General features: G+C 46.9%; 18 protein-coding genes. 14 read left to right on the top strand and 4 right to left on the bottom strand.

The genetic code is table 11. The features are described from left to right. Window positions 1-82: 82 nt before the first annotated feature. Both arfB and MF542_RS01120 read right to left on the bottom strand, forming a co-directional pair. Complete coding sequence (arfB, locus tag MF542_RS01125) at window positions 83-505, bottom strand: alternative ribosome rescue aminoacyl-tRNA hydrolase ArfB (protein ID WP_247015065.1); 423 nt, start codon at window positions 503-505, stop codon at window positions 83-85. Window positions 506-526: 21 nt separating this feature from the next. After that, window positions 527-1,036 (bottom strand): hypothetical protein, encoded by a 510-nt coding sequence (locus MF542_RS01120; RefSeq protein ID WP_247015064.1) that lies wholly within the window; start codon window positions 1,034-1,036, stop codon window positions 527-529. 144 nt (window positions 1,037-1,180) lie between these two features. On the opposite strand from MF542_RS01120, the gene MF542_RS01115 reads away from it, so the two are divergent. The 13 genes from MF542_RS01115 to MF542_RS01060 all read left to right on the top strand — a co-directional run bounded on the left by MF542_RS01115 (window position 1,181) and on the right by MF542_RS01060 (window position 11,108). After that, window positions 1,181-1,585: a phage major tail protein, TP901-1 family gene (locus MF542_RS01115; protein ID WP_247015062.1), complete on the top strand. Its 405-nt coding sequence runs from the start codon at window positions 1,181-1,183 to the stop codon at window positions 1,583-1,585. A gap of 10 nt (window positions 1,586-1,595) precedes the next feature. Continuing rightward, complete coding sequence (locus tag MF542_RS01110; protein WP_247015060.1) at window positions 1,596-1,943, top strand: GTA-gp10 family protein; 348 nt, start codon at window positions 1,596-1,598, stop codon at window positions 1,941-1,943. 71 nt (window positions 1,944-2,014) lie between these two features. After that, complete coding sequence (locus MF542_RS01105) at window positions 2,015-2,155, top strand: hypothetical protein (protein WP_247015058.1); 141 nt, start codon at window positions 2,015-2,017, stop codon at window positions 2,153-2,155. Further along, window positions 2,152-3,045: a hypothetical protein gene (locus MF542_RS01100; protein WP_247015056.1), complete on the top strand. Its 894-nt coding sequence runs from the start codon at window positions 2,152-2,154 to the stop codon at window positions 3,043-3,045. Before MF542_RS01105 ends, MF542_RS01100 begins: the two co-directional genes overlap by 4 nt. A 25-nt stretch (window positions 3,046-3,070) precedes the next feature. After that, window positions 3,071-3,580: a hypothetical protein gene (locus MF542_RS01095; RefSeq protein WP_247015055.1), complete on the top strand. Its 510-nt coding sequence runs from the start codon at window positions 3,071-3,073 to the stop codon at window positions 3,578-3,580. Window position 3,581: 1 nt separating this feature from the next. Further along, the gene (locus MF542_RS01090; RefSeq protein WP_247015053.1) at window positions 3,582-4,172 is read left to right on the top strand and encodes a DUF2163 domain-containing protein; all 591 of its coding nucleotides are present in this window, start codon (window positions 3,582-3,584) and stop codon (window positions 4,170-4,172) included. Then, complete coding sequence (locus tag MF542_RS01085) at window positions 4,172-7,540, top strand: phage tail protein (protein ID WP_247015051.1); 3,369 nt, start codon at window positions 4,172-4,174, stop codon at window positions 7,538-7,540. The genes MF542_RS01090 and MF542_RS01085 overlap by 1 nt, the downstream gene beginning before the upstream one ends. Next, window positions 7,540-8,082, top strand: coding sequence for a hypothetical protein (locus MF542_RS01080; protein ID WP_247015049.1), 543 nt, complete (start codon window positions 7,540-7,542; stop codon window positions 8,080-8,082). Before MF542_RS01085 ends, MF542_RS01080 begins: the two co-directional genes overlap by 1 nt. 24 nt (window positions 8,083-8,106) lie before the next feature. Next, the gene (locus tag MF542_RS17875) at window positions 8,107-8,289 is read left to right on the top strand and encodes an OapA N-terminal domain-containing protein (protein ID WP_425531239.1); all 183 of its coding nucleotides are present in this window, start codon (window positions 8,107-8,109) and stop codon (window positions 8,287-8,289) included. Further along, complete coding sequence (locus MF542_RS01075) at window positions 8,244-8,546, top strand: hypothetical protein (protein WP_247015047.1); 303 nt, start codon at window positions 8,244-8,246, stop codon at window positions 8,544-8,546. Before MF542_RS17875 ends, MF542_RS01075 begins: the two co-directional genes overlap by 46 nt. Beyond that, on the top strand, window positions 8,543-9,070 hold the full coding sequence (locus tag MF542_RS01070) for a D-Ala-D-Ala carboxypeptidase family metallohydrolase (RefSeq protein ID WP_247015045.1): 528 nt from the start codon (window positions 8,543-8,545) through the stop codon (window positions 9,068-9,070). Before MF542_RS01075 ends, MF542_RS01070 begins: the two co-directional genes overlap by 4 nt. A gap of 13 nt (window positions 9,071-9,083) precedes the next feature. Next, window positions 9,084-9,488, top strand: a complete 405-nt coding sequence (locus tag MF542_RS01065; RefSeq protein WP_247015043.1) for a 3TM-type holin — start codon at window positions 9,084-9,086, stop codon at window positions 9,486-9,488. Between the two features lie 51 nt (window positions 9,489-9,539). Beyond that, window positions 9,540-11,108 (top strand): hypothetical protein, encoded by a 1,569-nt coding sequence (locus MF542_RS01060; protein WP_247015041.1) that lies wholly within the window; start codon window positions 9,540-9,542, stop codon window positions 11,106-11,108. A gap of 177 nt (window positions 11,109-11,285) precedes the next feature. Here the strand turns inward: MF542_RS01060 and MF542_RS01055 are convergent, their stop codons facing one another. Continuing rightward, on the bottom strand, window positions 11,286-12,113 hold the full coding sequence (locus tag MF542_RS01055) for a response regulator (protein ID WP_247015039.1): 828 nt from the start codon (window positions 12,111-12,113) through the stop codon (window positions 11,286-11,288). A gap of 194 nt (window positions 12,114-12,307) precedes the next feature. Then, the gene (locus MF542_RS01050; RefSeq protein WP_247015037.1) at window positions 12,308-13,012 is read right to left on the bottom strand and encodes a hypothetical protein; all 705 of its coding nucleotides are present in this window, start codon (window positions 13,010-13,012) and stop codon (window positions 12,308-12,310) included. Between the two features lie 151 nt (window positions 13,013-13,163). Between MF542_RS01050 and MF542_RS01045 the strand changes: the two genes are divergently transcribed. Then, entirely contained in the window at window positions 13,164-14,264 is a 1,101-nt protein-coding gene (locus MF542_RS01045) for a calcium-binding protein (protein ID WP_247015035.1), read from the top strand. Window positions 14,265-14,448: the final 184 nt, after the last annotated feature.

Below are 14,448 nucleotides of genomic sequence, written 5' to 3'. Positions count from 1 at the left end.
ATACTCTTACAGCCCCCGCTGAGTAAGAAAATGATATGCTTATAATTTAGGCTCTGCAAGCATTTCGCTTAAGTACTTGTAATCATTCATCAGTTCTTACTTTTGCCCTGTTTTTCTTCAGGGTGCTGGCATGGGATTTTGCCTGCAAACGGCGCTCTTTCGAAGCTCTGGTTGGTTTTGTACTAACACGTCTTTTAGGCTTTTTTGCGGCAGCAGTTATAAGGTCGAACAAGCGTTTCTCAGCATCCAGTCTGTTCATGTGTTGGCTTTTATGCACTTCTGCACGAAGTGTGATGGTGCCGTCATCTGCCATGCGGCGTCCGGCCAATTTGCGTAGGCGCTCAAGCACACTTGGGGTGATGCTGGCGTTATAGGCAGCATTAAATTTCAGCTGCACCGCGCTGTTTGTAGTGTTCACATGTTGTCCACCAGGGCCGGAGGAACGTACAGCAGTGATATGAAGCTCATGCGGATAAAGGGTAATATTCGGTGTAACCTGTATCATGCAAACCGCTATATCACGGTTTTAGCCTAGAGGCTTACATTCATTTTGAACAACTTCTATCTGTCGGGATGTGTTTATTACATCCGGGTGGCTCTCTTTAAAACCCAAACCGATAAGCTGATCTTTTTTCTTGGCAAGTTCTGTCACACGGTCTGTGCATGTAAGTTCAGCGGTTTTAGTGGAGGCAAGAGTATCGGCACAGCTAGATGAAACCGCTTGAATTTGTTTGTTAAGGTTAATGATATCAGGGTGTTTGGCGCTGGCGCCTATTGTTATCAAATGATCTTTGTCTTTATACAAACTCAGGAGCCGTTGGTTGCAGCTGGAGGTTTCCGATTGTTGCCTGCGCGCGATCGATGTGACGAGTTCAAGCAGTTTTTGATTTTCTGTCCTTAAGGCTTTGAGTTCCTCCTTAAGGCTTAAGATAGTTTGGGTGATTTCATTTTGTGTGAAACTCCCATCAGATGTTTCCTGCGCCAAAGCAGGAGCTGTTAGCATCACCGTACATATTGCTGGAATGATAAAGCGCATCTGGGGCTCTCCCTTTAACTTTGCCTTGAGATGAAAACGGTATCAGTCGATCTGTAACGGTGCAAGTTTTGCGGGTTATTTCAAACCTATATTATTCGACGGCGGGCCTTGTGCTCGCTTTTTTTATTCCTGAAGGAGATTAAAATGGCTGCACAAAAAGGTCGTGAATTACTTTTGAAAATTGACACGGGCAGCGGCTTTGAAACTGTAGGTGGTTTTAAGACCAACGAATTAGATATCAATAGCGATACAGTGGATATCACCAGCAAAGATAGCGCAGGCTTCAAGGAATTGCTGGCAGGCGCGGGCACAACGTCCTTTAGCGTTAGTGGTGATGGTGTTTTTGTATCTGATAATGCTTTTAATATTGTCCATACTCATATGTTAAACCGTACGCATCCAGATTGTCAGATCATTATTCCGGGGTTGGCTACATATGAGGGGCCATTCGCTATCAGTAGCCTGCGTCTTACGGGGGCTGAAGGTGACGCTATCACTTATAACATTTCGCTTGAAAGCGCTGGTTCAATATCTGTAACGCCAGTTTAAGGAATAGCAGATGGCAAGAAAGATTTTTGGCGAAGCCAGCCTGAAAGTTGGCGCACGTAAAGTACGTTTGAGGCTGGGTATTGGAACCATGATGGATTTGGAAGATCATTTTGGTATGGGCCTTGTACCCTTTCTTTCAGGGAGGTTTCCGGAATTTCGTCTAAAAGATATGGCAGTGCTTTATCTGGCTATGACAAAAGGCGATTTTTCTGATGCAGAGGCTTGCAGGAAAGCAGCTGAAACAATTGTGAAAACCGGCTTAGCCGAAGTGGCAACTGCGATTTCCAATTGTCTTGAACAAACACTTAACCCGGATGTGGCTGCTGAAAGTACAGAAGGTGCGAAGCCGGGAAAGTAGAAAGTGCCGATAAAGCAGAAATGCTTGATTGGCAGATAATTATTTCAACGGGTCTTACCTTAGGGTGGCCTTTGAGTGATGTACTGGCTGCCACTCTGCCTGAATTAATGCTGGGCGTGGGTGTGTGGAAACGTACCAATGGTATTGAAAGCACTCCTTCCCAATCAATGACTAAAGAACGTTTGTTCTCACTCATGGAGACATATTCATGACATCTGATGTTGCAGCTTTACCAGCACTCGGTGGGGCTGGTTTGAATTTGCAAGAAATACAAAGCTTGCTTGCAAAAGTTGGAGAGAAGTTTGGTGGCCTGGCAAGCGGGCTTTCTGCTGTTCCGGGTTTAACTAATATTTCGAACTCCCTTATGGAGGCGGCAAATACGGCCCTTGGTGCAAGCACCCGAATAGGGGAAATGGTCTCGGGCGGTGCGGGTTCAGCTCCTGCACAAGGGGGCGAAGTAGAAGAGGAGGGGGAAGAAGCAAACCCTCTCGATAAAACCAAAACCACGATTAATGAGCTCGCAGGTTTATGGGATTCTTATTATCAGGACTTGTTCGATAAGGACGGTAAACTGAACACGGAAAAGGCTAAAAATCTGGCGCTTGAAGTGGGCGATACCATTCTGGGGACCAAGAAAATGGCTAAGGTGAGAAAGGCTCTCGCTGTTGGGAATGTGGTCCGTAGTACAGCAGAGGCTGTTATGGTGGCCGCAAAATCAGCGCCGTTTCCTGCAAACCTGTTACCGATTGGTAAGGCGGTGGCGCTTGGCGCAAAACAGCTCTCTGCTGTGAAGGGGCAGGCGCACGACGGTATCAATAATATTCCGTCTACAGGTACTTATCTTCTTGAAAAGGGCGAACGAGTTGTTGATAGTCGCTTGAATACCGATCTTACAGGTTACCTTAAGGCGCAACGTGCATTAAATGGTACGAACAGCGTCCCCAATTCAAATCATACGGTGAATAATAGCCCTGTTTTGAACCTCAGTTTCTCTGGTGATGTAAGCGGTGATGCTGTGCGCAGCAACCGCGGTGAAATTGAAAGCATGATCCGGGAAGTATTTGCGGATCACGCAATGGTTGCTCCGTTTGATGCTGCATAATCTGCTGTAAATATAGAGACATCTTATGACAGATATTTTTCTACCTGGTGCAGGGCTTGTGCCGGATGACAATATTCCTGCGCCTGCTGCCGTTCGCGTGCGAACGCGACAACGTACTAAGGTTTCCGTTGCTGAAAGCGGCAGAATGCTTAGCAGAATGCACGGCGGGCAAACCTTTGAAATCGGGCTTACTTATAATCCGATGCTGAAGGAGCAGGCAGGACCTATCATTGCCTTCTTACAAGCACAGCAAGGTCGTAACGGTATTTTTAAAGTTAGGCTGCCGCAACTAACGGGTATTGTTGGTGTGCGGCTTGGTAATTTTGTCAATTTCATTGATAGCGATAAGCTTCATCTGATCACGGATTATACCAGCACGAGCCAGTTTTCTGTAACACCCGATGTTATTGGTACGCCAGTTGTTGATGCGGATGGACCGTTTGTTCGCTGTTCGCTTGTTGGGGACGTGCAGGAAATTCGCCTCGACCGTGACCGCCTTATCCGCCTTCAGATTGATGTTGTGGAAAGGCTTTAGCATGATTTTTTCAAAAGCAACTGCAGGACCCGCCCTAAATGCTCTTGGCGCGAATGGTTTTCGTTTCGCGTGGCTGGTGAATTTGGGGGGTGAATTTCTTTTTACAGACAATGAAACTGATCTCACCTTTGGTGGTAATGAGTATCTGAGCGGCGGTGAATTGCTTGGCTTGTCTTCTATCACTCGGGAAAAAGGCATTAAGCTTCAAAGCTATAGTTTTACTCTGTCCGGTGTTCATCAGGAAACTGCCAGCCGATTGTTGTTCTCACTAAATGAGGCAGGTGAGCCAGTTAGCGCTCGCAATGTTGCGGGTATGAATGGTGAGGTATGGTTGGCGCTGCTTGATGATGGCGGCAGGTATATCACCCAAACTATTAAAATGTATCAGGGCACGCTGCAAAGCTGGAAAGAAAGCGATAGCGGTTCATCTGTTCGTATCAGCATCACACTTGCGAGCCCGTGGTCTAAGCCCACCCTCACCAAGGGGCGGTTTACCAGCGACGATAATCAACAGCAGCTTTATCCGGGGGATGGCTTTTTTGCTCATGCTCACAGAGAAATTAAAAGCTTGGGATGGGGAGCAGACGGCTAATGGGGTTCTTCAGTTTTATTGGCGGTCTGTTAGGGCTTGGTGGGCCAACGCAAACCATTGAAATTTCCAAGGCTGCTGCCGCGAGAGGTTTGCCTGTTGTTTACGGAAAAAAACGCCTTGAGGCGATTACCATCTTCAAGGATGTAAACGGCAAAATCTATAACTTCAACAACAGCGATTATGATCATGTTGCAGCGTTTGGTTCAATAGAAAAACACCGCAAAGATAAGGCAGACCATGATTATCTGCACCGTGTGGATGTATGGTGCCTTGGGCCTATTGAAGGTATTGAAAAGTTTTGGGTGGATGGGTATCTGTCGACTGAACCTCGTTTCAGCAGGCGTATGTATTTTCGGGGTGCCAGTAAATATGGTGGTAGCAAAAACAGCACGGCTGCAGGCGGGCTGACAGCTAATCCACGCTGGCGTTCTAACTATCTTGGTAAAGGGGTGGCCTATACCTACAGCCGTTTTTACCATAGCTGGAAGCGCCCACAGTTTGATTCAGAACCTGAACTCACGGCCCTTATCAAAGGCGTTCGGGTGTATGACCCGCGTGAGAGCAGCCAATCTGCCAGTAATTCTGATAGTTGGGCATATTCCAACAATTTGGCACTTGTTGTGTTGAATTATTTGATGGCGGATTATGGATACGGGGCAAACGCGAGCGAGATTGATTTTGATAGCTTTAAGGTCGCCGCCGATATCTGTGACGGTACAGATGTGCGCCCCAGTGCTGTTGGCGCTTCACTTGCGAATGTAAAACTACATGTCAATATCGCTCTTGATCCGAAAGATGGGGTCGTCAAAAACATCAAGAAACTGCTGGAAGGTACCGGCTGGTCACTTCCCTGGTCAAACGGAAAATTTAAGCTGATCCTTGAACGCGCTATCGATAATGATGAAATCGCTATGCGGTTTGATGCTGATAGCATTATCGGCAATTGGAATATCGAGCGCGGAATGCGTGCTGACCGCCTTAACCGTATCACGATTGAATATAAAGAAGCCGCCAAAGATTATGAAAAACTGACTGTAAGCTGGCCGAAGAAGCTTTATGTGGGTGGCGCTGAAAGCGGCGTGATTGATCCAAACAGCCAGTACGGTCAGTTTCTTTCTGAAGATTTCGGCCGTGAGCTGCATACCAACATCAGTATCGATACGATAACAGACAGAAATGCCGCTATTAAGCTGGCTAAATATAAAGTGCTGAAAAGCCGAGTGCGTACTCGCATTACGGGCTTAGAACTTGCGCCAAAAGCTATGCTGCTTGAACCGGGTGATATTATCGAGCTGGATTTCCCGGATAAAATCCCTGCAGCAACCAGTAATATTTCAGAGCCAGATCTAGGGCCGGATAACGATCCTTCAGATGATGACCGCGCCAATAAATTTATTGTTGAGCGTGTAACCGTTTCGCCCAAACTGGATGTGAAAGTTGACCTTCTCGAGTATGCGCCTGAGGTCTACGGTGAAGAACCGCTTGAGGATTTACCTGAAGTAGATAGCCCTTTTAACCCGGAACGTTGGGATAGTCCGCCAGCGGTAGAAAATGCACAGGCTACTGTGATTGATGAACTGCATGCGGATGGTTCTATCATGCGGTCGATAGAGCTTACATGGGATCAGCCAGACGGCGCTATCAGCCTTTCACATTATGATATTGAATGGCGAAAACGTACGCCAGCATCACCGCCGCTTGAGGTAAGCAGTGATGGTGATGTGGTGCTTTCCGGGCAGTATGATGACGAAGGCAGTCTTGTTGAATATGAAGATTTTCCCAATCACATGCAGGTACTTGGGAATTCCGTGTCTGCACGCATTGAAAATGTGCTTAATGAGGATGTGATTTATGATGTAGCGATCACATACCGCACTCAGCGCAGGCAAACATCAGATGCTGTTCTTTTGCAGGTGGATACATCGGCGGCGAAAACCCGGCTTGATGAAATTCCGGTTTATGTTGGGGTGTATAGCGCCTCAGCGACCTACCAGATTGGTAATCTGGTTACCTTTGAAGGCAGCAGCTATGTCTATATCGGGCAGTCGTCAGGGAATGGCGGACAACCGCCTTCGTCCAATTGGGCGCTCCTTGCAAGTGTTGGCGGATACAGAGATACGGTTTTCCGGCGCGCGGCAAGCAGGCCTTCAACCCCTTCGGGCACGAACCCTAGTGGCTGGAGCGATGGCCCACCCGCTGCGAACGGCCAACCGCTTTGGATGTCCACTGCCCTTAGAGGTGCTGACAACAGCATCGTCAAAAACTGGACTGTGCCGCAGGAAGTAGGCGGTTCCGGGCTCGAGGTACAATATTCATCGAACGGCTCCAATTGGCATGAACCTCCATTTATCAGCGGGGTTGATTTGTTTATGCAGCAACGCCTTTCAGGCGGTAGCTGGTCACCCCCATACCGGATCGTTGGTGAAGCCGGCGCACGTGGTTCTCAAGGGGCACAGGGACCTCAAGGCCCTCAGGGAGTACCCGGTATATCGTCGTTGCAGGTCGCTTGGTCTCTCAATGAACGACCTTCAAGCCAAAGTTATCATGCTTCCTGGTGTCGTTTTTACGGGTTTAATGATGACGGCACACCAAATAAATCTAGGCCTGCGCGTATAATTAAGCAGGATGGAACGGTATTTGAATTTGGTGGTGGCACTAGCAACCAATCAGGGCTCTATGGCGCTAATCTTATAAGAAATCAGGCGTTTTATGTGGTGATTGATGTAAGTGGAAATCATTTTTCTCGCAGTGGGGATGTCCCCGGTAATGTTGTTGTGGCGCGTAAAGTTGGGGATGCTTGGCAATATTATGCTGCTAATGCCGGTTGGCAGCCGCTTACACCGAATTCTAACCGGTTCATCATTGCTACTGGCTCCAAAACGTCGAGTTTTCAAACTGTTTCAAATGGGTTGATGGCTCTTGATGCTGCTCCTGAACTTGGTGCTGTCAGAATTAGCGGCGCGGAACATATACAGGATGGTGCCACTAGTATTATCGCCTGTGATGAAGAAACAGCCACTCTTTCTTCAAATAGTACATCGAGTTGGAGAGAGGTGGCACGAGTTACTGTTTCGGATTCAAGTGGTAAAGATATATTCGTTGCGTTCAATTTCCATGCAGTGAGTACGCAGTCCAGTACGACACGGGGCAGATTGCGTATTAGACGCGGGAATAGTTATGTTTGGGGGGGGAGTTCAGGTGCCCAGCTTGAGCATAACGATGGTGGCGATACTTTCACAGCGAGCTTTACGGAAGCTGTCACAGCCCACAGTTCAGTTACATATATCTGTGAGCACCGAAAAAATACCAATAATGAAAACGTGAATATCTCACACAGAACTGTATATGCGCATGAGGCTAAGAACTGATGAAAACTATTATTGATCAGACATCTGCTGTGATTGTGAGTTATTGCGACAGTAAAACGGCAGAAAGATATCTGGAAGATGAAAACCTCATTGCGCTTGAAGGCCGGGTATTGGCAGGAAGCGATTGGAATGGTGTTACATTACGGCTTCCTGAACCACCAGAAGAAGATCTATCTATTACCATTGCCAGAGGGTGCCGTGAGATTGACCGGAGAGCAGGCGAAGTTCGGCAAAAGGTTATTACCACCTATCCCGGACAGGCTGAAACCTACCGAGCGAAAGAAATTGAGGCACGAACTTATCTCGCAGATATAGCGCCGGTTGATGAAAATTACCCGATGCTGGCTGCAGAGGTAGGGTTATCCGGTGACACACTTTTGGGTGTTGCTGAAGCTGTTATCCAGAAAGCTGCAGAGTGGCGTGCTACTGCTGCGCAAATTGAGCAAGTCCGATTATCGGCCAAACAGCAGTTGGCTATGGTCGAAACGGTAGATGAGATTGAACCTATCATTACAGCCCTTGTTTGGCCTGTAGTTTCCTAGCTTCCGTCAAGAAAGAAAATTAAAATGAAAAAACTTATCCTCGGGTGGTGTGATGCCATTCGGTTCAAAACCCGTGTGCGGCTAGCGAAAGTTAGTCGCTTTTTTTATGTCCAGAAAACCGCTTTTAAAGCGCTTCCAAAATGGCATAAGGCGCTAATTCTTTGCGCAGCACTGATCACCCTGATGATCTTATGGTGGTGCCTGTGATGACAGAAGCGCCTTTTAAGAAAGAATATGCAGATCATTGGTTGAATGGCAGTAATACCAGAGCATCAGGCGATGGCAGCGAAACTGCTAATGCGGCCCTTATGCGGGCAACGTTGGCCTTGGACCGTATGGAACGGCATGAAGCCGAATGTGGCAGGCGGTGGGGCATTGTAATGAAGATGATGTTCCTTGTGCTCACGAAGCTCGGTGGGCTTCTTAGTTTTCTGGTGGCGGATAAACTTGGATGGTTCGTATGATCCGCATTCATCCAAAAGAGCAACTGACAGAACATTTCTCGCTTGGCGAGATGTGCCGTAGTGCCACAGCAAAGAAATATGGTTTGCCCAATCTGCCAAGGGAAGAATGCGAGTTAGCGAACTTGCGGGCGCTTTGCCGAAACGTACTTGAACCCGCTCGACAAATTCTTTCAAGCCCGCTGCGTATTACGTCTGGGTTTCGTTCCACTACCCTTAACCGACTGGTGGGAGGCTCGAAATCCAGCCAGCATATGCTGGGGGAAGCTGCTGATTTTTGTCCTTATAAACTGCCAGTGCGAGATGCAGCCTTCACGCTTTCTCATCAAGAGCACCTTCCTTTTGATCAGCTCATTTATGAGCGGCGGAAGACAAAAGGAGGTTGGCAGGAATGGATACATATTTCCCATTGTCGTGTCGGGTTGAACAGGCATCAGGCGCTGTCGATTGCCGTGGACGGCAATACACGAATGGTGGAAGAGGGCATTAAAGCGCCCCCTGAATTTATCTTGGAACCAGCTGAATAAGCGGAGATTAGCTATGGGAATACCCATTCTGGATACCATTCTGGATGTTGTGAAAGGCCCGCTGGACAAACTTATTCCAGATAAAGGTAAAAAGGCCGAATTTCGGCATGCGCTTGAGATGGAAATTCTGCGTACAGGTCTTGCACAGATGGAAATCAACAAGACCGAAGCGAAACATCTTTCAGTATTTGTTGCCGGTTGGCGGCCTTTTATTGGTTGGGTCTGTGGTTTTGCCCTTATGTGGCACTTCATGGGGTTTGATATTCTGAACTGGGTGCGTGTCGCCTTTTTCCCCGAAGCACCAGAGCCGCCTGCACTGGGGGGCAGCGAAACATTAGTTACCGTGCTTCTTTCCATGTTGGGCTTGGGCGGGCTTAGAACCGTTGAGAAGCTCAAAGGTGTAAGCCGAGAGCGTTGATCGCGCCGCTGTTTGCAATTTTCTAATTTATCGAAACGAAGGGGCAGAAATATGCTGCAGGCAACAGCGTCTGTTGGTCCAAAGGGCAAAAATGCAGTTAAAGATATTTTTGTACTTCAGCTTGCATTGAAGGTTATGAAAAACAAACGGGGCAGACCATATTTCACAGGCCCGATTAATGGGCGAATGTCTCGAAAATTAAGCTTTGCTATTGAGGCTTACTATGACGAAAATAATATTTCATCCATGTCACTGGCGCAGTCGGGGTATGTTACAGCGCATAGTATTAATCAACTTGTTAAGAAACTGCCCGCAAAGTTTCAGAAAACTGAGTTTTTGTTTGATGCCACGCATCTAAGGAATAAAAAACTATGGGTAATAAATGCCCGCAATGTCAGAAATTTTAAGGCGGCACGCAATAAGTTTCCTCTGCCAAAACGGCTTGAAAACCAGCTGGAAAACATCATTCAAAGCGCTGTACGTTTTGATAACCTGACAGTAGAAGTTGTTGATATCGATATTACCAGTGACGGTCGTTTTGTGGCGGAATTAGCTGTTTTGAAAGGTGAATGCCTTGATCTTGAGAAGGCTGAATTTTGCAAGGTTACCAACAAGCTGGAACTGAAGGCGTTTTTACAGCAACGCATTTTGGCCCGGTCTCATGTTTTATGGAAAATTCAGTCAGGTAATGGCAGTAATTTGTTTCTGCAGTCTCGGGTTTTTCCGGAAATGGTTTTATCAACCGCAGATCAGCGTGAAATTCTTGAAGCTTTGGGCGGCGTGCAAGCTTTTCACTTTAAATCAATAACCAAGTGCCTGCTGGCTTATGAAAATAAACGCAGACATAAGAAGCTTTCTGGTAGAGAGATGGGCAGGTTTCAAGAATGTTTTGGCCCCGCTAGGAAGCAAATTCTGGACGCCCAAGTTACACGAAAATTAAGATGCAAAGCCTTCCTGAAAAAACTGGATAAGGAGGTAGAGACATTAGCAAGTTTGCTTAAACAGGCAGCGATGGCTCATACGGAAATAACACGTGCTTTAGAGCGTTATGTGACCCTGCTGGATGAAGAATTTCAGAAGAAATTAATCGCTGTGATACTGACGTTTGTGGAAATTGGCGCTTCTGTTTTCGGATTAGGTGCTGCTGTTCGTGGCTCCTCGCGATTAGCCAGTAAGGCTGAAGACGTTGAAGTAGCAGCTTTTGCAGCAGGTACCGCCTATTCTGCCAGTCTGTCTGAGCCTCAAGATACGGACCTTTTACTAACAGCTTTGGGCGGCGCAGCTATGATTGCCGCGGCTATAGCTTCGGGCCCGGCACTAATATTAGCGGTTCTGGTTGGTGTTGCAGTTTCCATTGCAAGTTTGGTTAGAACACTGACTGGTATTGATGATGAAATAGACATTGCACATAGAGTTTATCAGGACGCTAAATTCCGTCTTTATGAGCTTGAGCAGCAGATCCCGAAAACCATCAATTCCATATCTGTCTTGATTGATGCTATGTCAGCAGGTAACTGCCTGGTTTCCCTTGCAGATTTTGATCTGAATCCCGAAGAAGATTACAGCGCAGGTATGCGTGCATTACTCACGCGGGTTAACGCTTCAAAATCATTTGAATGATATATCGCCCCAGCGGGGGTGGCCTTTGGGCCGGAGACGCCAATCACCCAGCTTAAGTTAAACCCCGCCAGCGCGACCAATCGAGCACGCTTTGCAGCAAAACAACTATAGCGGAAAAATATAAACAATTGGTAATCAATTTTCAGGATATAGCTGTAAAATTCATATTTAGCTGTATCAGATTGCCATTTTCATCATGGCTAGTTTTTTCCTGAGAACAGGTTGCACGCGCTCAAAAGACATATGCAGTTCTTTGAAAAACTGCCCCGCGTGAGTTAGATCGTTTTCTTTGCCTAGAATCTCCAGCTGCGCCGCTAAGTTTGAAACATCATCGGCGCCGAAAATAATACTGGTGGATTTCAGCTTGTGGGCCAGATATTCCACTTTTTCCGAGTTGCCATCGATCACGGCTTCCCCAATTTCCCCTAGATGATCTGGTGATACAGTAAGATAATCATGCATCAGGCGCTTGTATTCGCCTTTCAACATGATGCTGTATTCTTTAAGCGTATCCCAGTTCAGGAGCTCCATTTCATCACGGTCGAGGATGGCATAAATCTCATCATCTTCCTGTGGTTTGCGAGTAGCTGCAGAAAGACAAACGCCAAGGTTTTTGTGAAGTTCTTTCCAGAGGTTCAGCTCATTTACAGGTTTCGCTAATGTACCGTTAGCTCCCGCCGCTAGATACCGTTTGATATCTTCTTTGCTGAGTTTCGCAGAAACCGCGATAATGGGAATCTGGTTATAATGATCAGATAGAGCTCGAATATGTTTAATCGCATCAACGCCTTGCGCCTTGCCCATTCCTGCTTCAATCAGTGCCATATCATACTGTTTGGTTTTACAGAATTCGACGCCTTCTGGTCCGGTTACTGCGACGGCGTAACCCAATCCCGCCTTTTCAATGATTTTCCCTAAAATACGCCCCATCACATGATTGCTGTCCACGATCAGCACTTGTTTCTTTTGTTTGGCTTTTTGAGCGTTTGCGGGATGGTTTGTCACGTAATCTGTCCTGGGGCTTTTATTTTTTCCTGTTTATCTCGTGAACATATTAACAAGGGGTTAAGTATTTATGAGCTTTTTTCATGTTTTTCGTGAAGCTTGGATATCTCCGGGCGAGAAAAGCTTGAAAAAGTCAGCTTTTCTCTTCCGTCATACATGTTGTGTATAGAAAAAATATATAAAAGGTCAGTTAGTTAGCTTGTGCTCTCAGCTTGCTGCCATTCTTTCGCAAATTGCCATAATTTTTGCCGGATAGCAGCTGCATGCCATGCTAGTTCTCTATTGTAGTGAGCCCGTATGAGCATACCGTCAATCACAAAATGAGTGCTGCAGCGCCCGGCAGGACCAGAAAGACTCACTGTTCTGAAATCTACACAATGAGAGAAGGCCGGGTCTGTTGTGAATGTCGCTGAAGGGCGGAGCCGGCTTGTGCTGTAATTGCGATCATCTTCTGTGTTAGCTTTATATATGAATAAGCCGGATTGAGGTTCAGCAGTTACGGTACGTTTTGTGTGTTGTCCTGATCCAGTGAAAAGCATGATATCGCTGTTTAGAACGCGATCTGTGTGGGCGGCGTTGCCTAGTGGCTCAATAGTCCAGATAATTTCTGATGCGCTGTTTTTTTTGTCCAGCGGCGTGCCGCTCAGAATTTCATCAGCATAACCGGAAAGTTGAATGCGACCAGCAGTGGAAACCAGGTATTCTTTCACCATTTCATTCAGATCTTGCTGGCCATCCGGTAAATAAATGCGGGGCACACTTAGCCGGATATCACCTATTTCCTTGGTTTGGTAGGGTTTGCCTGCCTCGGTACTGATCCATAGATACAGTGCCCCCATACCGATACCTAAAATACAAAAGCCAATAAACAGTCTGCGCAACTTTTCTGCTCGTGACATATTTTTCCTCGCAAGATTTTTTATTATTTCCTTCTATATAAGAGTAAATATCCGGAATTTCCATATCTTACAAAGCCGTTCATTTTCCGTTCAGCGCACTTCCACATACTGAGTTTCAAGAACAGAAACATAATGAAAGAAAGACAGTGCGATGGGTGAGTATGTAAGAACAATCTTCGGCGAGATACTTTTTGATGGTTCTGGCGAAAACAGTTTTTTCCGCAGCGAAGGTGGGGACGATATCCTCGTTGGTGGCAGCGGTAACGATTATATCCATGGCGGAGGGGGTGATGACATTATTGTCGGAGGCGGTTTTGATGACGGCAATAATGTGCATCACCCCTGGTTCAATGATCCTCGCACAGATGGCCCAGAGTGGGATGGCTCAGATACTCTGATTGGTGGTTCGGGCAATGATACCATCATTGGTGCTGGCTGGCAGGATGGTGATGTAGCAGATAACGGCCTGTTTGATGTGGGTGAAGAAGTATCAGGTGAAGTGTTTGCGGGGTTTGCTCCTGAGAATGTTATCTGGGCTGGAACAGGTGATGATCTTGCGGTTGGCGGTAATGCCAATGATATCATCGGCGGTGGGGATGGTGATGATGATCTTTACGGTCTTGGTGGCGATGATGTGATCTATGGTGGTTTTGGAAACGATAACATCTTTGGTGAAGATGGTTGGGATGAAATTTGGTCTGGTTACGGTGATGACCTCGTAGAAGGCGGTTTCGGTGATGATGTTATAGGCGGCGGAGTCGGTAACGATACTATTCATGGCGGTGACGGTGATGATCTGGCCTATGGCGGTGATTTTAATGATACTCTCACTGGTGGCGCTGGTGATGATGAATTGTGGGGTGGCCGGGGCGCAGATGACATTGAAGGTGGTACCGGTAGTGATACGTTAGGCGGTGGTTCCGGTGATGATCTTATCTGGGGTGATGCAGGTGATGATGATCTTTTCGGCGGTCAGGGTAGCGATACACTTCATGGCGGTGCAGGTGAAGATTATTTCTATTTCTCTGATGGTTCAGGAGATGATGATGTTGCTGACTTTGAACTGGATGAAGACAGGCTTGTATTCACTAATGTAACCCGTATCGAAGACTTCGATGATGTGCTTTTCTATTCAGAAGATGTGGTGTTTAACGGACAAACTGGTGTGCTGATTGAAACCAGCTCGGAAGACAGTGTTTTCCTCGTGGGTATCAGCAGGTCAGATCTGATTGCAGATGATTTCATCTTTTAGGAGATCAGGCCCGTATAAAGAACCCTTTAGTGGTTGTACTGTTCCTCGCTCTTAGGTGCAGCCACGTTCCTTCACATTATGCGATCAAGTGAAGGATAGCCCCTTGTGCCCCCTGCACAAGGGGCCCTCTCTTTTTTACCTTACGGAATCTAGCGTGTTGGATATTTTCGTTTCGCCTCCGTTC

Origin of the sequence: Kordiimonas laminariae (assembly GCF_023008165.1) — a bacterium.
Lineage (GTDB): Bacteria > Pseudomonadota > Alphaproteobacteria > Sphingomonadales > Kordiimonadaceae > Kordiimonas > Kordiimonas laminariae.
This window is presented reverse-complemented; position numbering and strand designations above follow the sequence as displayed.